The sequence below is a fragment of the Motilibacter rhizosphaerae genome, from assembly GCF_004216915.1.
Lineage (GTDB): Bacteria > Actinomycetota > Actinomycetes > Motilibacterales > Motilibacteraceae > Motilibacter > Motilibacter rhizosphaerae.
The window spans coordinates 224,529-242,710 of the sequence record NZ_SGXD01000002.1 but is presented as its reverse complement, the minus strand read 5'-3'; the positions used below and the strand labels follow the sequence as shown (position 1 = coordinate 242,710).

Sequence of the window (18,182 nt, the reverse complement as noted above, 5' to 3'; positions counted from 1 at the left end):
GGTCAGGCCCGGGTCTGGCCCCGCGCGACGCGCGGCTTCGGCATGCGGAGCGGGCGCATCTGCAGCGCGCGCAGCACGCCGTAGCCGACGGCGCCCTTCGTCGACTGGCCCGGGAAGCGCTCCGCGAGCGAGCGCTTGATGCGTTGGCGCAGCACCACCGAGTCGGCGATGCCGAGGAGCAGCATGACGGCCCAGACCCACACGCCGAAGGCGGCGAGCGGCCGGACCAGGCTCAGCAGGAGGACCACGACGACGACGGGCATGAAGATCTCGGCGACGTTGAAGCGGCTGTCGACGAGGTCGCGCACGTGGCGCTTGACCGGGCCCCGGTCCCGCGCCGGGAGCGCGGACTCGTCGCCGCGCTTGAGCGCCTCCATCCGGGTCGCCCGCGCTTCCCGCGACTTCTCGCGCGCCATGCGCGAGGCCTCCTTGCGGTCGACGGGCGCCCGGACGGCCTGGCGCCGCTGCTTCGCCGCCTCGCTGCGCTTGGGCGTCGGCCGGCCCTTGCCCCCGCTCTTGACGAGGTCGACGGCGGCGGGCGCGTCGGTCGGGGCGCTGGTCGAGGAGGAGCGGCGGAGGAGCACGGGTCCAGCGTAAGGGCCCCGTTGCCGGGGCAGGAGCGGGTCGAGGAGGATGACCCCATGTCGTTGATGAAGAGGATCGGCACGATCCTGCACGCGAAGGCCAGCAAGGCGGTCGACGCGGCGGAGGACCCGCGCGAGACCCTCGACTACTCGTACGAGCGCCAGCTCGAGCTGCTGCAGAAGGTGCGCCGCGGCGTCGCCGACGTCGCGACCTCGCGCAAGCGCCTGGAGCTCCAGCTGACCGGCCTGCACCAGCAGGCGGACAAGCTCGAGGGGCAGGGCCGCCAGGCCCTCGCCGCGGGGCGTGAGGACCTCGCGCGCGAGGCCCTCACCCGCCGTGCCGGCGTGCAGCAGCAGATCTCCGACCTGGAGGCGCAGCACGCGCAGCTGCAGGGCGAGGAGGAGAAGCTCACGCTCGCCGCGCAACGCCTGCAGGCCAAGGTCGAGGCGTTCCGCACGAAGAAGGAGACCATCAAGGCGACCTACACGGCCGCCCAGGCGCAGACCCGCATCAGCGAGGCGGTCTCCGGCATCAGCGAGGAGATGGGCGACGTCGGCCTCGCCGTCCAGCGGGCAGAGGACAAGACGGCGCAGCTGCAGGCGCGCGCGGGCGCCCTGGACGAGCTGCTCGCGACGGGCGCGCTCGACGACCTCTCCGGCACGTCGAAGGACGACCTGACGGCCGAGCTGGACCGCATCGGGGCGCAGTCGGACGTCGAGCTCGAGCTCCAGCGGCTCAAGGGCGAGATCGGCGGCGCGCCGCAGCCCAAGCAGATCGAGGGCCAGTCGTGATCATCCGCGTGCTGCACGAGGGGCAGTTCGAGGTGGACACCGCCGCGGTCGACGAGCTCAACCGGCTCGACGACGCGCTGCAGGGCGCCGTCGACGGCGAGGACGACGGGGCGTTCAGCGCCGCCGTGCGCGCGCTCGCCGAGCGGGTGCGCTCCGTCGGCACGCCACTGCCGCTCGACGACCTGCGGCCCTCGGACGCCGTGGTCCCGCACCCGGACGCGACGCGCGAGGAGGTCCGCGGGCTGCTCCACGAGGACGGGGTCATCCCGGGCTGAGCGCTCAGGCGGGGCGTACGGCGTGGAGGTGGCGGGCCGGCTGGCCGGGCACCTCGCGCGCGAGCAGCGGCTCGCCCGAGACCATGCGGGCGAACTCCTCGCCCGGCACCGGGCGGGAGAAGAAGAAGCCCTGGGCGGTCTCGCAGCCGAGCTCGAGCAGGCGCAGCCGCTGGCCCTCGGTCTCGACGCCCTCGGCGACGACGTGCAGGCCGAAGGCCCGGCCGAGCTCGACCGTCGCCCGGACGATCGCCTCGTCGCCGGGCTTGTGCAGCATGCCGTCGACGAAGCTGCGGTCGATCTTGATCTCGTGGAGCTGGGTGCGCGAGAGGAAGGTCAGCGACGAGTAGCCCGTGCCGAAGTCGTCGACCGAGAGCGCGACGCCGACCCGGTGCAGCCCGTCGAGGACGCTCTCGACCACGTCGAGGTCGGACAGGGCGACGGTCTCGGTGATCTCCAGCACGAGCCGTGCGGCGGGTACGCCGTGGGTCCGCAGCATCGCCGCGACGCGCTCGGGCAGCCCCTGGTCGAGCAGCAGCCGGGCGGAGAGGTTGACCGCGACCGGCAGCGGGCGCCCGGCCGCCGCCCACGCGGCGTTCTGCTCGAGCGCCGAGTCGAGGATCCCCAGCGTGAACTCCGTGACGAGGCTCGTCGCCTCGATGACGGGCATGAACGAGCCCGGCGGCACGAGCCCCCGCCGCGGGTGCAGCCACCGGGCGAGCGCCTCGGCCCCGACCACCGTGCCGGTGGCGAGGTCGACCTTGGGCTGGAAGTACGGCACGATCTCGCCGGCCGCGAGCGCCTCGCGCAGCTCCGGCACGAGGCTCAGCCGGTGCGCGGAGTCCTTCTCGTACGCCGCGGTGTAGGTCTCGATGCCGGTGCGCTCGCGCTTGGCCTGGTACATCGCGACGTCCGCCCGGCGCAGCAGCTCCGCGACGGCAACGGCCTCGGTAGGGCCGGCCTCCGCGATGCCGATGCTCGCGTCGAGGGCGAGCTCGACCTCGCCGAGGCGTACGGGCGCGGCGAGGGCGGCGCGCACGACGCCCGCCTTGAGCGTCGCGGCGTCCCGGCCGGTCTGGCCGGTCAGCAGCACGACGAACTCGTCGCCGCCGAGGCGGGAGACGAGCGCGTCGGGGAGGTCGTGCGCGAGGCGCCGCGCCACCTCGAGGAGCAGCTGGTCGCCCGCGGCGTGGCCGAAGGCGTCGTTGACGCCCTTGAAGCCGTCGAGGTCGATGAGCAGCAGCGCGCTGGTGCGGCGCGCGACCTGGTCGGCCGCCGTGAGCGCGCCACCGGTCTCCAGCAGGAACGCGCGGTTCGGCAGCCCGGTGAGGGCGTCGTGCAGGGCCTCGTGCGCGCGGCGCTGGTGGAGGGCGGCGTTGCGCAGGGCCGTCGTGAGCAGCGACGCGTACGTCGTGAGCGAGGCCTCCTCGCGCGGGGTCAGCGCGAGTGGCGCGGCGAAGCCGAGGGTGAGCTCGCCGAGGTAGCCGGAGACGTCGCCCAGCGAGCGGGTGACCGAGGTCTCCGGGCTCTCCGCCCGCGGCAGGACGCTGTACGCGGCGAGCTCCTGCTCGACGAGCGTCACCGCGATCTCGTCCGCGCGGAACAGCGCGGTGAGGTCGTCGAGGGCGTGCCGCACGACCTCCTCCGGGTGCAGCGACGCGAGGCGGGCCGTGGCGGAGGAGAGGCCGTTCCAGGTGTCGCGCTCGAGGGTCGCGTCGACGCGGTGGCGGTAGGCGATGTGGGCGGCGATGAGGAGCGGGGGGAGCGCGAGGAGCATGCGCGGCTCCCAGGAGACCAGCGCGAGCACGCCCAGGCCGGCGGCGACGTTGCCCAGCAGCATGACGAGGCTCGGGCGCGCTCCCTCGCCGAGCACGGCCCTCAGGCGCTGACCGCTGGAGGCCGCGATCGCGGCTGAGACCACCAGCTCGGCCGTCAGGGTAAAGACCACCGCGGCAACGGCGATGCCGACCCCCGAGCCCACGGGCACGTCGAGCGGCGCCCAAGGGAGAGGGGCGTGGAGCCGGGGCATCCCGCTGAGCGCGTGGTAGGCCGCTCCACCGGCGGTAGCTCCGACGGCAGCGTGCGTGGTGTTGACGAGGATGCGGCTCGGGGCCCTCCGCAGGAGCAGCGTGGAGGAGCTCGCGCTGAGGCCGACGGCGACGACCAACCAGGGCAGGGGCAGCAGCAGCAGCGAGATCACGAAGGCCGCCTCGGACCAGGTCAGGTAGACCTCCTGCCGACCGAAGCGCACCGAGATGCCGAGGATCCTCCCGAGCACCAGGGTGGCGATACATCCCGCCAGGGTGGTGACCGCCGGGGGAGCGCTGGTGAGAGCGGCGGGCAGTGCCAGGGCCGTCACGGCTGTCAAGGCGACGAAGCAGCCGGTCAGCAGCGCAGGCAGAGCTCTCCAGTGCGGCGAGCCGCGCATGCGAAGTCCGCCTTCCTCTGCAGCCCCGTCCTGGACACCGCTCTATCGGCGGACCCGCATGGATCTTGACACCTTGTCGTGACTGTTCACGAAAGCCGAAGGGCGGCGCTCATGCGCCGCCCTTCTCGGACTTGCTCTGGAACTGCTGAGAACTACTTCCAGTCCTTGCTCATGTCGGCTCCTCCTTGCTGGGTCGCTCGTCGTGGATGGCGTGCGGCTCTGCGCGTGCCGCAACTCTAGAGAACCGCGGCGCTCACTGTCCGGCGTTTCCACGTCACCCGATCGAGTGGTGTCACCCGTTCGAGCTCACCCGCTGCTACCCGCGGTCACCTTCTGCGACGAACACACTCCGAAGGCCCAGCAGGACGGGCAGTGACACGAGGGCACCGGCCGCCCCGGCCAGCGCCATGACCGCGCCGGGCGAGACGACCTCGCCGACCGCACCGGCGACGAGCAGGGTCAGCCCCTGCCCCGCCGACATGCCGGTGGCGACCACGCCGAACGCCGCTCCACGGCGCTCGTTCGGCAGCGCGGCCACGAAGGCGGCGTTGGCGGGCAGGTTGTAGGCCGAGCCCGCTCCGCTGACGAGCAGCAGCACCGCGACCACCGGCCAGGGCGGGGAGGCGGCGCAGGCCACGAGCACGAGCGAGGCGACCAGCGCCATCGGGCCCATCAGCTGCATGCGCCGCGCGGGCGTCGCGAGCTTCACCAGGGCGAACGAGCCCAGCACCGTGCCGAGCGGGTTCGCAGCGAGCAGGACGCCGGCGGCGCGAGGGCCGCCGCCGTGGGCATGGGCGTACGGCACGGCGAGCGCCTCGGGCACGACGTAGAACGCGCAGAGCCACGCGAGCAGCGTCAGCCAGCGCAGCTGCGGCGTCGCGAAGACGAGGCGCACCCCGTCGAGCAGTCCCGGGGCGACCAGGCGCCGCCCGAGAGGGGCCTCGCGGACAGCCGGCCGGTGGCGCACCAGCAGGACCAGGACGGCGGACGCGACGAACGACGCGGCGTCCAGCAGCAGGCAGCCGCGCGCCCCGAACGCCGCGACGCCCACGCCGCCGAGGAGGAACCCGCCGACGAGCGAGGCCTCCGCGGTAGTGGAGGTGAGCGAGCTGGCGAGGACGTACGCCTCGCCCTGCAGCACGTCGGCCATGAGCGCCGAGCGCGCAGCGGAGAAGGCCGAGCCCACGAGCGCGACGACCACGAGGAGCACGAGCAGGACGGCGAGCGGCATCCCGGGCACCGCCATGAGCGCGACCAGCACGGCGCGCAGGGCGTCGCAGGCGAGCATGACCGTCCGGCGCGGGAGGACGTCGGCCAACCCGGCGAGCAGAGGGCCGCCGACGATCGCCGGAAGGAAGGCGACGGCGTACGTCGCCGCGGTCGCCAGCGTCGAGCCCGTGCGGGCGAAGACGAGGACCGACAGTGCCACCGCGGCGAGCTGGTCGCCGACCAGGGAGACCGCGTCCGAGCCCCAGAGCGAGGTGAACTCCCGGTGGCGGAGCAGCCCCCGGTAGGTAGCGACTCCCGCCGCGTCCGCGCTCACCACGGGAGCAGTATCCGCCGAACGCGTTGCGCAACCGTGTCGGGTGGCGTTCCTCGGCATGTCCGCGGCTTGCGTCGGGATGCTAAGCGCGCCTACGATAAGCGCACCTACTACTTGGAGGACCGATGCACACCTATGAGCACTCCCTCGACGCCGCCTGCTCCGCAGACGCGGTCTGGGCGCTCTACGCCGACCCGGAGAGCTGGACGGAGTGGGACGGCGGGGTGGACCGGCAGGAGTTCGACGGCCCGCTCGCCACGGGCACGACAGGCCGCTTCACGCCCAGCGGCGCCGACCCGCTGCCCTTCACCATCGAGCACGCGGAGCCGGGACGCGGCTTCACCGACGTCTTCGAGCTGCCGGGCGCCACGCTGCGCGGGACGCACACGCTCACGCCGCTCCCGGAGGGCGGGACCCGCATCACGCACCGGGTCGAGCTAAGCGGTCCCGCGGCGGACGAGCTGGCACCGGTGCTCATGCCGGACATCACCGACGGGGTGCCGGAGACGGTCGCGGCCCTCGCCCGGCTCGCCGCGGACCGGAGCCTCGTCGCGTGAGCCGGGGGGACGGTGGGCTCGCCGCGGGGGACAGCCCGGGCTTCCTGCTGTGGAGGGCCACCTTGCGCTGGCAGCGGACGATGGCCGCCACGCTGCAGCCGCTCGGGCTCACGCATGTGCAGTTCGTGCTGCTGGCCTCGAGCTGGTGGCTCGGCGAGCACGGCGGCCCGCCCCACCAGCGCGCGCTCGCCGCGCACGCGTCGACCGACGTCATGATGACGAGCTCGGTCGTCCGCGCCCTCGAGGCCCGCGGCCTCGTCCGCCGCACCCCCGACCCGCAGGACAGCCGCGCCAAGCGCGTCACCGTGACCGAGGAGGGGGCCGCTCTGGCGCGGCAGGCCATGCAGGCGGTCGAGGCGGCGGACGCCGCGTTCTTCGCCGCCGCGCAGCAGGAGTTCGGCACGGGCGAGCTGCTCGCCCTGCTGCGCGGCCTCGGCGACTGGGAGGGCTGAGGGTCAGACGCCCCAGTCCGGGCGCAGCGGCACGTCCGCGCGGCCGGCGGAGTCGGTGCGCACGCCGAGGACCTGGTGCAGCTCGATCGAGCGGCGGTCGAAGCCCATGCGCGAGCCGGCCATGTAGAGCCGCCACACGCGGGCCCGGCGCCAGCCGACCTCCGCGACGGCCGCCTCCCAGTTGTCCTCGAGGTTCTGGCCCCAGTCGCGCAGCGTCATCGCGTAGTGCTCGCGCAGGTTCTCCTCGTGGCGCACCTCGAACCCGGCGTCGTGCATCGCGGTGACGATGCGGCCGACCGGGACGAGCTCGCCGTCCGGGAAGACGTAGCGGTTGATGAAGCCCTTCTTGACGATCGCGTGGTGCGAGGTGTCGGGGCGGGTGATGCAGTGGTTGAGCAGGCGGCCGCCCGGCTTGAGCTTCGCGTAGAGGCGCCCGAAGTAGTCGTCGAGCTCCTTGTCGCCGATGTGCTCGGTCAGCCCGATGGAGCTCACCCGGTCGTACTCCGCGTCCGGGGCGTCGCGGTAGTCGGAGAAGCGGACCTCGGCGCTGCCGGCGAGGCCGCGGTCGGCGATCGCCTTCTGCGCCCACTCCGCCTGCCGGCGGGACAGCGTCACGCCGAGCGCCTGCACGCCGTAGTGCTCGGCGGCGTGCATGACCATGCCGCCCCAGCCGCAGCCGACGTCCAGCAGCTTCATCCCCGGCTGGAGCCCGAGCTTGCGGCAGACGAGGTCGAACTTGTTGGCCTGCGCCTCCTCGAGCGTCGCGTCGCGCTCGGGGTAGACCGCGCACGTGTAGGCCATGGAGGGGCCGAGGACGTACTCGTAGAACTCGTTGGAGATGTCGTAGTGGTGCGAGATCGCCTCGGCGTCGCGCTGCTTGCTGTGCCGCCGCCAGCCCGAGAGCACGATCTCCTCCGGCGGCAGGGGCGGCCGCTTGAGCGCGGAGGCGCCGAAGCTGCGCAGCACCTCGACCCGCTCCTTGAGGCCGGGGCCGTCGAGTGCGGCGTTCGACAGGGCGCTCAGCGCGGTGTGCGTGTCGCCGTGGATCTCGAGCTCACCGGAGACGTACGCCCGCGCCATGCCGAGCTCGCCCGGCGAGGTGACGATGAACGCCACCGCCTGCGGCGAGCGGACCTCGACCGTCACGGCCGCGTCGTCCGGGCCGGCGGTGCTGCCGTCGTACGCCGTCCAGCGCAGGGTGGGGCTGGCGCCGACCAGCGTCTCGAACGCGCGCGCGATGCTGAGGGGAGCGGTCGTCGTGGGCATGGGCTTCCTTCCTAGGCGCGGCGGACGGCCTTGGCGTAGAGGTCCGGCAGGCGGCCCGCCGGGTCGTACTCCTTCTTCAGGCGGGCGTACGCGTCGCCGCCGTAGATCGCCCAGAACTCGTCCTCCGCGTAGAACGCGGTGGAGTAGAGGGACTTGCGGCCGGAGAGCTCCGCCACGCGCTCCTCGATGCGGCGGTTGTGCGTGCCGTCGGTCTCGCCCGGCGCGAGGTCCACTGTCGACCAGAAGCCGAAGTTGACGTAGGTCGTGTCCTGGTCGAAGGCGTAGAGGTCATAGGTCCGGCTCGCGTCGCGCTGGCGCAGCGGGCAGGCCCAGACGGGCGCGATGCCGATCTCCCGCTCGAACCACGCGTGGAACTCCGCGGCGTGCTCGATCGGCACCTCGACGTCCTGGATGACCCGCTCCTGCTCGGGCTTGCCCCGGCGGCGGTCGATCCGCTCGACCACCTTGAAGCGGTTCTCGAGCGCGATGAGCTTCCAGTACGCGTCGCTGCGCAGCCAGCGCTTGGGCCAGAACGCGCGGATGCGGGGGTTCTGCGCCCCGAAGGCGCGCGAGCACCAGAACCAGTCGGTGTCCCAGCGCCAGTAGTAGTCGCGCGCCGTGAGGACGTCGCGGTCACGCTGCTGGACGGAGCGGTAGTAGACGCCCATCCCGGTGTAGTCCGAGGGCTCCTCGCCCGGCTCGAGCTCGTCGGCCCAGGTCCCGAGCGTGAGGTAGAGCTCCTGGCCGGAGAAGGCGGTGCCGTCGACGAAGTGGACGGGGGTCCCCTCGTGCTCCTGGCTCGCGCAGACCTCGGTCATGGCCGCGAACAGCTCCTCCGCGCTGCGGAACCGGAGGTGGCGCAGGCGGACGTACGGGTGCACCCGCTCGAGCTCGATGCGCAGCCGGGTCGCGTAGCCGAGCGAGCCGTAGGAGTTGGGGAAGCCGTAGAACAGCGCGCTGTGCTCGCCCTCGGGCCGGGCCGTGACGACCTCGCCGGTCGCGGTCAGCACGTCCATCTCGAGCACCGACTCGTGGGGGAGCCCGCTGCGGAACGACGTCGACTCGATGCCGAGCCCGGTCACCGCGCCGCCGAGCGTGATGGTCTTGAGCTGCGGGACGACGAGCGGGGCCAGACCGTGGGCCAGCGTGGCGTCGAGCAGGTGCTCGTAGGTCGTCATGCCCTGGACGTCGGCCGTGAGGGCCTCGTCGTCGATGCTGATGACGCCGTCGAGGTCGGTGACGTCGAGCCCGGTGGCCTTCGAGGGCTGGCGGGTGCGGAAGAGGTTCGAGGTCTTCTTGCGGAGCCGCACCGGCTGGTCCGCGGGCAGGGAGCGGATCTCGGCCGCCAAGCGTTCCACTCGGGCGAGGTACGCGTCCTGATCACTCACGCCGCGCACCCTACGCCTGCCCTGCTACGGCCCGGTGACGTGCCCGCACGGTCGAGGCGCTCAGCGCTGCGCGGGGACGGTGGTGCCGTCGCCCGGCAGGGCGAGCATCCGCTCGAGCGCGACGCGCGCCCAGTGGGCGGTGTCGTCGTCGACGACGATGCGGTTCGGGACCCGGCCCTCGACGAGCGACTCGAGCGCCCAGACGAGGTGCGGCAGGTCGATCCGGTTCATCGTCGAGCAGTAGCAGACGGTCTTGTCGAGGAAGACGATCTGCTTGTCCGGGTGCTGCTGCGCCAGGCGCGAGACGAGGTTGAGCTCGGTGCCGACCGCCCACGAGCTCCCTGCGGGAGCGGCCTCCAGGGTGCGGATGATGTGCTCGGTCGACCCGACCGAGTCGGCCGCCGTGACGACCTCGTGGCGGCACTCGGGGTGCACGAGCACGTTGACCCCGGGGACGCGCTCGCGGACGTCGCGGACGTTGTCCGCGCTGAACCGGCCGTGGACCGAGCAGTGCCCGCGCCACAGCACCATCTTCGCGTCGCGCAGCTGCTCGACAGTGAGGCCGCCGTGGGGCTTGTGGGGGTCCCACACGACGCACTCGTCGAGCCCGATGCCCAGCTGCAGCACGGCGGTGTTGCGCCCGAGGTGCTGGTCGGGGAGGAAGAGGACGCGCTCGCCGCGCTCGAACGCCCACCGCAGCGAGCGGTCGGCGTTGCTCGAGGTGCAGATCGTGCCGCCGTTGCGGCCCGTGAACGACTTGATCGCCGCGCTGGAGTTCATGTACGCGACCGGCACCGTGCCGCCCGCCAGGCCCGCGGCCTCCAGCGCCGACCAGGCGTCCTCCACCTGGCGCAGCGCCGCCATGTCGGCCATCGAGCAGCCGGCCGCGAGGTCGGGGAGGACCACCTGCTGGTGCGCGGCGGTGAGGATGTCCGCCGACTCCGCCATGAAGTGCACGCCGCAGAAGACGACGAACTCGGCCTCGGGGCGGGCCGCGGCCTGCTGGGCGAGCTTGAACGAGTCGCCGGTCACGTCGGCGAACCCGATGACCTCGTCGCGCTGGTAGTGGTGGCCGAGGACGAACGCACGGTCCCCGAGCGCCGCGCGGGCGCGCTGGGCGCGAGCCACGAGGTCGGGGTCGCTCGCCACGGGCAGGTCGCCCGGGCACTCCACCCCGCGCTCGGAGGCGAGGTCCCGGTCGCGGCCGAGCAGGAGCAGGGCGAGCGGGGTGGGCGTGACGCCGAGGGCGGCGAGGTCGGAGCTCACGTCGGCGTCTCCATCGTGGTGGGGGCAGGAGGGCGAGGCGGCGGTGACTCCCCGATGACCGTGTCGGCACAGGAGTCTCCCACCCCAACCCCGACCGGGTGGAATCCCTTCCCGGACCGCGGCGCGCCCGGCGCCGACGGCACCGGCCTGTGCCAGCATGGGCGGCGGGGGAAGAACCAGGGCGGCCGCCGGCGTTCGCTCGTACAGTGGGGGACGAGTGCGTCCCGCAGCTCAGCACACGAGGAGATCGCAGCATGACGGACACCAGCGTCGCCACGGCCACCGAGACGAGCGCAGCCGGCGGCATCGTGCTCACCGACACGGCGGCCTCCAAGGTCCGCACCCTGATCGAGCAGGAGGGCCGCGACGACCTGGCCCTGCGCGTCGCCGTGCAGCCCGGTGGCTGCTCCGGCCTGCGCTACCAGCTCTTCTTCGACGAGCGCTCGCTCGACGGTGACGTGGTCAAGGACTTCGGCGGCTTCGGCGTCGTCGTCGACCGGATGAGCGCGCCGTACCTCGAGGGCGCGGTGATCGACTTCACCGATACGATCGAGAAGCAGGGCTTCACGATCGACAACCCCAACGCGTCCGGCTCGTGCGCGTGCGGGGACTCGTTCCACTAGTCCTCGTCCCACTGGCGCCCGGCACGCCCGGGCCGCGTCGCGAGCAGGTCGACGCCCACCGCGAGGAGAGGCACTGAGCGGGAAGCACGCGCGTCCCCGACGGGGATCGTCGGGGCGCGCGGGGTTCGCCGCTGCGGGAGCCGCCCTCGCGGTGGTCGTCGTGCTGGCCGGCGTGTGGTGGGCGACGCGGGGGAGCGGGTCGGGCGGGGCGGCGGCCGCCCCCAGCGGCAGCGCCTCCTGGTCCTACGGCCCGTACTCCGGCGCGCCTGCTCCGGCCTCCGCGCCGGCGTCGAGCGCGCCCGCCTCCGTCCCGCCTCCCGCGCCGGCGTCGCCGACGCCCAGCGCGCGACCGACGACCTCCTCCACCCCGCGCGCCACGCCGCGCGCGACCGCGACCGCCTCGCCCCGCCTCGTGCTCCGGGCCACCGGCGCGACCTGGGTCAAGGTCAGCCGGTCCGGCAAGGTCCTGTCCCTGGGCACGCTCAAGAGCGGCGCGACGCGCACCTTCCCCGGCGCGGGCCGCTACGACCTCGTCGTCGGGAGCGGTGCCAACCTGCTCGTGGACACGGGCGCGGGGCCGAAGCGCGCCGGCGCCGCGGGGACGAGCCCGGTGCTGCACCTCACCGTCGCGGGCTGAGCGCAGGAGGCGCGGGGTCCGGCGGCTAGCCTGGGCCCGCCGCGGCGCCGCCGACGGCTCCGTACCCCCCCGAGGAGCACCCGCCCGTGCGCATCGCCGTCACCGGCTCCATCGCCACCGACCACCTCATGCACTTCCCCGGTCGGTTCACCGACTCGTTCGTCTCGGGGAAGCTCGACAAGGTCTCCCTGTCGTTCCTGGTCGACGAGCTCGAGATCCGACGCGGCGGCATCGCGGCCAACATCGCCTTCGGGCTCGGCCAGCTCGGGGTGCGCGCGGCGCTGGTCGGCGGTGTGGGGACCGACTTCGCCGCGGACTACCAGCCGTGGCTCGAGCAGCACGGCGTCGACTGCCGCTTCGTCCAGGTCTCCGCGACCAAGGCGACCGCCCGCTTCGTCTGCACCACCGACGACGACCACAACCAGATCGCGTCGTTCTACGCCGGGGCCATGCCCGAGGCGCGCTCCGCGGACCTGACCGCGATCGCCGCCGCCCTCGGGGGTCTCGACCTCGTGCTCATCGCGCCGCACGACCCGACCGCCATGCTCGAGCACACGGCCGTCTGCCGGGAGCAGGGCTATCCCTTCGCGGCCGACCCCTCGCAGCAGCTGGCGCGCCTGCACCGCGACGAGGTGCGCTCCCTCGTGACCGGTGCCCAGTACCTCTTCACCAACGAGTACGAGGCCGCGCTCATCGAGCAGAAGACCGGCTGGTCCGCCGACGACATCCTCACCCGGGTCGACACCCGGGTGACGACCCTCGGCCCCGAGGGCGTCCTGGTCGAGCGCGCGGGCCAGCCCTCCCTGCGCGTCGCCGCCGTCCCCGTCGAGACGCGCGTCGAGCCCACGGGCGTGGGCGACGCGTTCCGCTCGGGCTACCTCGCCGCGACGAGCTGGGGCCTGTCGGTCGAGCGGGCCTGCCAGCTCGGCGGCCTGGTCGCCGCGCACGTGCTCGAGACCACCGGCACCCAGGAGTACCAGCTCGACCGCGAGCGGTGCGTCGCCCGGCTGCGCGACGCCTTCGGCCCGGAGAGCGCCGAGGAGATCGGCGCGCACCTGCGCTGACGGACCGCCCGTGCCCGTCGAACCGCCGCCCACCCCCTGGCAGCTGCCCCCGCCCGAGCGCACCGTCGCGGGCGACGTCGTCGGGCTCGGCGCGGACCTCGAGCCCGGGACGCTGCTCGCGGCGTACCGGCAGGGGCTCTTCCCGATGCGCCTCGACGGGACGGCCGGCCCGCTCGCCTGGTGGTCGCCCGACCCGCGCGGCGTGCTGCCGCTGGACGGGCTGCTGGTCAGCCGGTCGCTGCGCCGCTCGGTGCGGCGCTACACCGTCACCGTCGACGCGGCGTTCGACGCGGTGGTGGCCGGCTGCGCCGACCCGGGGCGCGAGGGGCGGTGGATCGAGGAGTCCTTCAGCGCAGCGTACGCCCGGCTGCACGAGCTCGGCTGGGCCCACTCGGTGGAGACCTGGGAGGGCGACGAGCTCGTCGGCGGCCTCTACGGCGTGGCCGTCGGTGGGCTGTTCGCCGGGGAGTCGATGTTCTCCCGCGCGACCGACGCCTCGAAGGTCGCGCTCGTCCACCTCGTCGGGCTGCTCCGCGAGGACGGGGCCCCGAGGCTGCTCGACGTGCAGTGGCGCACGGACCACCTCGCGACGCTCGGCGCGGTCGCCGTGCGCCGGCGGGAGTACCTCCGCCGCCTGCGGGTCGCGCTCGCCTCGCCCCTGCCCGCCGCGTTCGACGACGGGCGGCGCTGAGCAGCGCTAGTGCACCCGGCGGACGAGGTACGCGGTGCCGCCCTCCCGCGGCTCCGCCCCGGCGTACTCCTGGCCGCGCATGCGGCACCACGCGGGGACGTCGACCGCCGCCGCCTCGTCGTCGGCGACCACCGCGACGAGCGCGCCGACCGCGACGGTGGGCACCGCCCGGGCCAGGTCGATGACGGGCAGCGGGCAGCGCCGGCCGCGGGAGTCGACCTCGAGGGTCGGCGTGGTCACAGCGCCGTGACCCCCAGCCGCTCGCGCACCTCGCGCACCGCCAGCGGCAGCTCGACGAGGAAGCGCTCGACGTCCTCGCGGCGGACCGTCCGCGGCAGGCCGACGCGCACGTTGCCGTGGGTGAGCACGCCCATCGCGGCGAGCACGGAGCTCGGCCGCTGCGCGCTCGAGGCGCAGGCGGAGCCGGAGCCGACGGCGAAGCCGCGCCGGTCGAGCTCGGTGACGAGGGCCTCGCCGTCGACGTAGAGGCAGGAGAACGTCACGAGGTGGGGGAGCCGGTCGTCGGGGTCGCCGACGACCTCGCAGTCCGGCACGTCGCGCGCCACGCGCTCGCGGACGAGGGCGACCAGGGCCCGCAGCCGCACGTCGTCCTCGGCGGCGCTGGCGGTGGCGGCCTCGAGGGCGAGCGCGGCGGCCAGCACGGAGGGGAGCGGCACGGCGCCCGGCGCCCGCCCGCCCTCCGCCTCGTCGTCGGGACCGGCAGGCCGCCAGCGGACGGCGCGCCGCACCGCCAGGACCCCGACGCCCGGCGGCCCGCCCCACTTGTGCGCGCTGCCCACGAGCACGTCCCAGTCCGGCACCGGCTCGCGGCCGACCGACGGGCAGGCGTCGACGACGAGCGGCACCCCCCGCTCCCGGCAGAGCGCCGCGACCGCGGCGACCGGCTGGCGGGTCCCGACCTCGTGGTTCGCCGACTGCAGGGCGGCGACGCGCACGCCGGGGAGGGCGAGGGCCGCGGCGTACGCGGCGGGGTCGACCCGCCCGAGCGCGTCGACCGGCACCTCCACCACCTCCCGCGCCCCGCGGGCGGCGGCGGCGAGGACGGCCGCGTGCTCGACGGCGGAGACCACGGCGGTGCCGGCGGGACGGCTCGTGCCGGGCGGGCCCTCCAGGGCGCCGAGGACGGCGGCGTGCGCGGCGAGCGTCCCCGAGCCGGTGAAGGAGACCTCGTCGGGGTGGGCCCCGAGCGCGGCGGCGACCGACGCGCGGGCGGTGTCGAGGAGGAGCGCGGCGCGCCGGCCCTCGGCGTACAGCCGGCGCGGGTCCGCCCAGCCGTCGTCGAGCGCGGCCAGCAGCGCCTCGCGGGCGACCGGCGCGAGCAGCTCGGCCGCCCCCGCGTCGAGGTAGGCCCGCGATGTCGTTTCCATCACGCTCCAGCATGCCGCGCGCCCCGCGGAGGCGGTCTCCCGGGGCAAGGCGGTACTGTGCGTGCGCGGGTGTTCCACGCCCGGGTTCCGTGGTTCGTGCAGGGAGAAGGGTTGCGCGTGCGTCCGAACGCTTTCCGAGCCCCGCGGGCGGCGCGTCGGCTGCTGCTGGTGCCGGCAGTCGCGCTCCTCGCCGGATGCTCGACGCAGACCAAGGACCAGTGGGAGCGCGCCGGCCTCCCGGCCCCGGCCACCGACCACGCCAAGACGGTCGCCCGCCTGTGGGAGGGCGCCTGGGTCGCGGCCCTGCTCGTCGGCGCCATCGTCTGGGCCCTCATCTTCGCCGCGGCGATCATCTACCGCCGCCGCTCGACGGACACGGGCCTCCCGCCGCAGGTGCGCTACAACCTGCCGGTCGAGGTGCTCTACACCACGCTCCCGATCGTCATGATCATGGTCTACTTCTTCTTCACCGCGCAGGACCAGGACAAGGTCGACGACCTCAAGGGCGACGCGCAGGTCCACATCACCGTGGTGGGCAAGCAGTGGAGCTGGGACTTCAACTACGTCGGTGACCCGAAGAACCCCGCGTCGACCGCCACCACGGTCCACGAGACGGGCACCCCGGCGTACATCCCGACGCTCTACCTCCCGGTCGGCCAGAAGGTCGAGTTCACGGTCCTGTCCCGCGACGTCATCCACTCGTTCTGGGTGCCGCCGTTCCTCTTCAAGCGCGACGTGGTCCCGGGCCTGCAGAACCGCTTCGAGCTCACGCCCACCAAGATCGGCACCTTCCCCGGCAAGTGCGCCGAGCTGTGCGGGACCTACCACTCCCGCATGCTGTTCAACGTCAAGGTCGTCTCCCCGCAGGACTACCAGGCCGAGCTCCAGCGGCTGCGCGCCGCCGGGCAGACCGGTGAGTACGCCGCGGACGGCCGTCGCCGGACCGGCAAGGACATCCAACCGGAGAGCGAGAAGCGCGCAGGATGACCGCCTACGACAACCCCAACGCGCTCGACACGAGCCTGGTCCCCGCCGGGAAGCCCAAGGGCAACGTCCTGGTCCGGTGGGCCACGTCGACCGACCACAAGGTCATCGGCTACATGTACCTCATCACCGCGTTCGGGTTCTTCCTGTTCGGCGGCCTGCTCGCCCTCGGGATCCGCGCGGAGCTCGCGCGACCGGGCCTGCAGTTCTTCAGCGAGGAGCAGTACAACCAGCTCTTCACGATGCACGGCCTGATCATGCTGCTGTTCTTCGCGACGCCGGTGTTCGTCGGCTTCGGCAACATCATCATGCCGCTGCAGATCGGCACCGCTGACGTCGCATTCCCGCGGCTCAACATGTTCGGCTTCTACCTGTTCCTCTTCGGCGGGCTCATCGCCTGCTCGGGCTTCCTCACCCCCGAGGGCGCCGCCGACGTCGGCTGGTACATGTACACCCCGCTGTCGCTGTCGGCGTTCTCGCCGAACATCGGCACCAACCTGGCGGTCGCCGGCCTCATCATCTCGGGCCTCGGGACGATCCTCGCGGGCGTCAACTTCGTCACGACGATCTTCTGCATGCGCGCGCCCGGCATGACGATGTTCCGCATGCCGATCTTCACCTGGAACATCCTGCTCACGAGCGTGCTCGTGCTCATGGCCTTCCCGGTGCTGGCCGCCGCGCTCGTCGTGCTCTACAGCGACCGCAAGCTCGGCACCCACGTCTTCGACCCGGCCAACGGCGGCGCCATCCTCTGGCAGCACCTGTTCTGGTTCTTCGGGCACCCCGAGGTCTACATCATCGCGCTGCCGTTCTTCGGCATCATCACCGAGGTCATCCCGGTGTTCAGCCGCAAGCCGGTCTTCGGCTACAAGGGCATGGTCTTCGCGACGATCTCCATCGCGGGCCTCTCGGTCGCGGTGTGGGCGCACCACATGTACCCCACCGGCGCGGTCAACCTCCCGTTCTTCGCCTTCATGACGATGCTCATCGCCGTCCCCACCGGGGTGAAGTTCTTCAACTGGGTCGGCACGATGTGGCGCGGGTCCATCACGTTCGAGACGCCCATGCTCTGGGCGATCGGGTTCCTCGTGACGTTCCTCTTCGGTGGTCTGACCGGCATCATCCTGGCCTCGCCCCCGCTGGACTTCCACGTCAACGACTCCTACTTCGTCGTCGCGCACTTCCACTACGTCGTGTTCGGCACCGTCGTGTTCGCGATGTTCTCCGGCTTCTACTTCTGGTGGCCGAAGTTCACCGGGAAGATGCTCGACGAGCGCCTCGGCAAGCTGCACTTCTGGCTGCTGTTCATCGGCTTCCACACGACGTTCCTCGTGCAGCACTGGCTCGGCGCGGAGGGCATGCCCCGGCGCTACGCCGACTACCTCGCGGCCGACGGGTTCACGACGCTCAACACGATCTCCTCGATCGGGGCGTTCATCCTCGGCGGGTCGATGCTGCCGTTCCTCTACAACGTCTGGAAAACGGCGAAGTACGCCCCGCGCGTGACCGTCGACGACCCGTGGGGCTACGGCGCCAGCCTCGAGTGGGCGACCTCCTGCCCGCCGCCGCGGCACAACTTCGTCGAGCTGCCCCGCATCCGCTCGGAGCGGCCGGCCTTCGACCTGCACCACCCCGAGGTGCCGTTCGTCGACACCCCGACCCCGCGCAAGAACCTGCTCGACCAGATCGCCGGCGAGCCCGACCTGGAGGCACGCTGATGAAGGTCGAGGGTCTCCTCTTCTCCGCGGGCGTCGTCTTCTTCCTCGCCGTCGGCATCGTCTACGGGCTGATCACGCACGAGCCGGCGGGCACCTGCGCGCTGCTGTTCACGGCCGGCCTGGCCGCCCTCACGGGCTTCTACACGCTGTTCACCGGCCACCGGCTGGGGATGCGCCCGGAGGACCGCAAGGACGCCGAGATCGAGGAGAACGCCGGCGAGCTCGGCTTCTTCAGCCCGGGCAGCTGGTGGCCGCTGTTCCTCGGCGGCTCGATCGGCGGCATCGCGCTCGGGCTCGCGGTCGGCTGGTGGCTCGTCGCCGTGGTGGCGCCCTTCCTGCTGCTCTCGATCCTGGGGCTGGTCTTCGAGTACTACCGCGGGGAGCACGCGCACTGACGGTGCGCACGCACTGCACCGGCCACGGCGCAGACCGCGGTGCCGACCGTGCCGGCGCGCGCGCCGGAGTGGCCGGGTTGCTCGCGCCGGGGCCGTCCATGAGGGACACTGGGGGAGTGCGCTGGTTCGCGCGC

Annotated in this window: 19 protein-coding genes; 11 read left to right on the top strand and 8 right to left on the bottom strand. The window is 73.3% G+C overall.

Annotated elements, in window-relative coordinates:
- Positions 1-2: 2 nt before the first annotated feature.
- The gene (locus tag EV189_RS06630) at positions 3-584 is read right to left on the bottom strand and encodes a DUF3043 domain-containing protein (protein WP_130492165.1); all 582 of its coding nucleotides are present in this window, start codon (positions 582-584) and stop codon (positions 3-5) included.
- Positions 585-650: 66 nt separating this feature from the next.
- Between EV189_RS06630 and EV189_RS06625 the strand changes: the two genes are divergently transcribed.
- Together EV189_RS06625 and pspAA are read left to right on the top strand one after the other, a co-directional pair.
- The gene (locus EV189_RS06625) at positions 651-1,376 is read left to right on the top strand and encodes a PspA/IM30 family protein (protein ID WP_130492908.1); all 726 of its coding nucleotides are present in this window, start codon (positions 651-653) and stop codon (positions 1,374-1,376) included.
- Positions 1,373-1,651 (top strand): PspA-associated protein PspAA, encoded by a 279-nt coding sequence (pspAA, locus tag EV189_RS06620; RefSeq protein WP_130492164.1) that lies wholly within the window; start codon positions 1,373-1,375, stop codon positions 1,649-1,651. The genes EV189_RS06625 and pspAA overlap by 4 nt, the downstream gene beginning before the upstream one ends.
- Before the next feature lie 4 nt (positions 1,652-1,655).
- Here the strand turns inward: pspAA and EV189_RS06615 are convergent, their stop codons facing one another.
- Both EV189_RS06615 and EV189_RS06610 read right to left on the bottom strand, forming a co-directional pair.
- Complete coding sequence (locus EV189_RS06615; protein ID WP_130492163.1) at positions 1,656-4,007, bottom strand: putative bifunctional diguanylate cyclase/phosphodiesterase; 2,352 nt, start codon at positions 4,005-4,007, stop codon at positions 1,656-1,658.
- 385 nt (positions 4,008-4,392) lie between these two features.
- Positions 4,393-5,622 carry an MFS transporter gene (locus tag EV189_RS06610; protein ID WP_231116137.1) on the bottom strand — a complete coding sequence of 410 codons (1,230 nt, stop codon included), beginning with the start codon at positions 5,620-5,622 and terminating at the stop codon, positions 4,393-4,395.
- Positions 5,623-5,744: 122 nt separating this feature from the next.
- Here EV189_RS06610 and EV189_RS06605 point away from each other — a divergent pair, with 122 nt between their 5' ends.
- Positions 5,745-6,176, top strand: a complete 432-nt coding sequence (locus EV189_RS06605; protein ID WP_130492161.1) for an SRPBCC family protein — start codon at positions 5,745-5,747, stop codon at positions 6,174-6,176.
- Positions 6,173-6,628 carry a MarR family winged helix-turn-helix transcriptional regulator gene (locus EV189_RS06600; protein ID WP_231116136.1) on the top strand — a complete coding sequence of 152 codons (456 nt, stop codon included), beginning with the start codon at positions 6,173-6,175 and terminating at the stop codon, positions 6,626-6,628. The genes EV189_RS06605 and EV189_RS06600 overlap by 4 nt, the downstream gene beginning before the upstream one ends.
- A 3-nt stretch (positions 6,629-6,631) precedes the next feature.
- Here EV189_RS06600 and EV189_RS06595 read toward each other — a convergent pair whose 3' ends face one another.
- The 3 genes from EV189_RS06595 to nadA are packed head-to-tail and all read right to left on the bottom strand — an operon-like array spanning position 6,632 to position 10,548.
- Positions 6,632-7,894 carry a class I SAM-dependent methyltransferase gene (locus tag EV189_RS06595; protein WP_130492160.1) on the bottom strand — a complete coding sequence of 421 codons (1,263 nt, stop codon included), beginning with the start codon at positions 7,892-7,894 and terminating at the stop codon, positions 6,632-6,634.
- Positions 7,895-7,905: 11 nt separating this feature from the next.
- Positions 7,906-9,282 carry an FAD-binding protein gene (locus tag EV189_RS06590; RefSeq protein ID WP_231116135.1) on the bottom strand — a complete coding sequence of 459 codons (1,377 nt, stop codon included), beginning with the start codon at positions 9,280-9,282 and terminating at the stop codon, positions 7,906-7,908.
- Between the two features lie 60 nt (positions 9,283-9,342).
- Positions 9,343-10,548, bottom strand: a complete 1,206-nt coding sequence (gene nadA / locus EV189_RS06585; protein ID WP_231116134.1) for a quinolinate synthase NadA — start codon at positions 10,546-10,548, stop codon at positions 9,343-9,345.
- A 254-nt stretch (positions 10,549-10,802) separates the two neighbouring features.
- On the opposite strand from nadA, the gene EV189_RS06580 reads away from it, so the two are divergent.
- The 4 genes from EV189_RS06580 (at position 10,803) to aat (ending at position 13,563) form a co-directional block, all read left to right on the top strand.
- Positions 10,803-11,171, top strand: coding sequence for a HesB/IscA family protein (locus EV189_RS06580; RefSeq protein WP_130492158.1), 369 nt, complete (start codon positions 10,803-10,805; stop codon positions 11,169-11,171).
- 151 nt (positions 11,172-11,322) lie between these two features.
- Positions 11,323-11,808, top strand: coding sequence for a DUF4115 domain-containing protein (locus EV189_RS06575; protein WP_130492157.1), 486 nt, complete (start codon positions 11,323-11,325; stop codon positions 11,806-11,808).
- 86 nt (positions 11,809-11,894) lie between these two features.
- Entirely contained in the window at positions 11,895-12,872 is a 978-nt protein-coding gene (locus tag EV189_RS06570; RefSeq protein ID WP_130492156.1) for a carbohydrate kinase family protein, read from the top strand.
- 10 nt (positions 12,873-12,882) lie between these two features.
- Positions 12,883-13,563, top strand: a complete 681-nt coding sequence (gene aat, locus EV189_RS06565) for a leucyl/phenylalanyl-tRNA--protein transferase (protein ID WP_130492155.1) — start codon at positions 12,883-12,885, stop codon at positions 13,561-13,563.
- 6 nt (positions 13,564-13,569) lie between these two features.
- Here the strand turns inward: aat and EV189_RS06560 are convergent, their stop codons facing one another.
- Both EV189_RS06560 and EV189_RS06555 read right to left on the bottom strand, forming a co-directional pair.
- Positions 13,570-13,803 (bottom strand): sulfurtransferase TusA family protein, encoded by a 234-nt coding sequence (locus EV189_RS06560; RefSeq protein ID WP_130492154.1) that lies wholly within the window; start codon positions 13,801-13,803, stop codon positions 13,570-13,572.
- Complete coding sequence (locus EV189_RS06555; protein WP_130492153.1) at positions 13,800-14,951, bottom strand: cysteine desulfurase family protein; 1,152 nt, start codon at positions 14,949-14,951, stop codon at positions 13,800-13,802. Before EV189_RS06555 ends, EV189_RS06560 begins: the two co-directional genes overlap by 4 nt.
- 168 nt (positions 14,952-15,119) lie before the next feature.
- Between EV189_RS06555 and ctaC the strand changes: the two genes are divergently transcribed.
- From ctaC to EV189_RS06540, 3 genes are read left to right on the top strand one after another with little or no spacing between them, the layout of a single operon-like run.
- Entirely contained in the window at positions 15,120-15,938 is an 819-nt protein-coding gene (gene ctaC / locus EV189_RS06550; protein WP_130492905.1) for an aa3-type cytochrome oxidase subunit II, read from the top strand.
- Positions 15,935-17,653 (top strand): aa3-type cytochrome oxidase subunit I, encoded by a 1,719-nt coding sequence (ctaD, locus tag EV189_RS06545; protein WP_130492152.1) that lies wholly within the window; start codon positions 15,935-15,937, stop codon positions 17,651-17,653. Before ctaC ends, ctaD begins: the two co-directional genes overlap by 4 nt.
- A complete protein-coding gene (locus EV189_RS06540) occupies positions 17,653-18,048 on the top strand; it encodes a cytochrome c oxidase subunit 4 (RefSeq protein WP_130492151.1) in 396 nt (131 codons plus the stop codon). The genes ctaD and EV189_RS06540 overlap by 1 nt, the downstream gene beginning before the upstream one ends.
- Positions 18,049-18,182 lie beyond the last annotated feature (134 nt).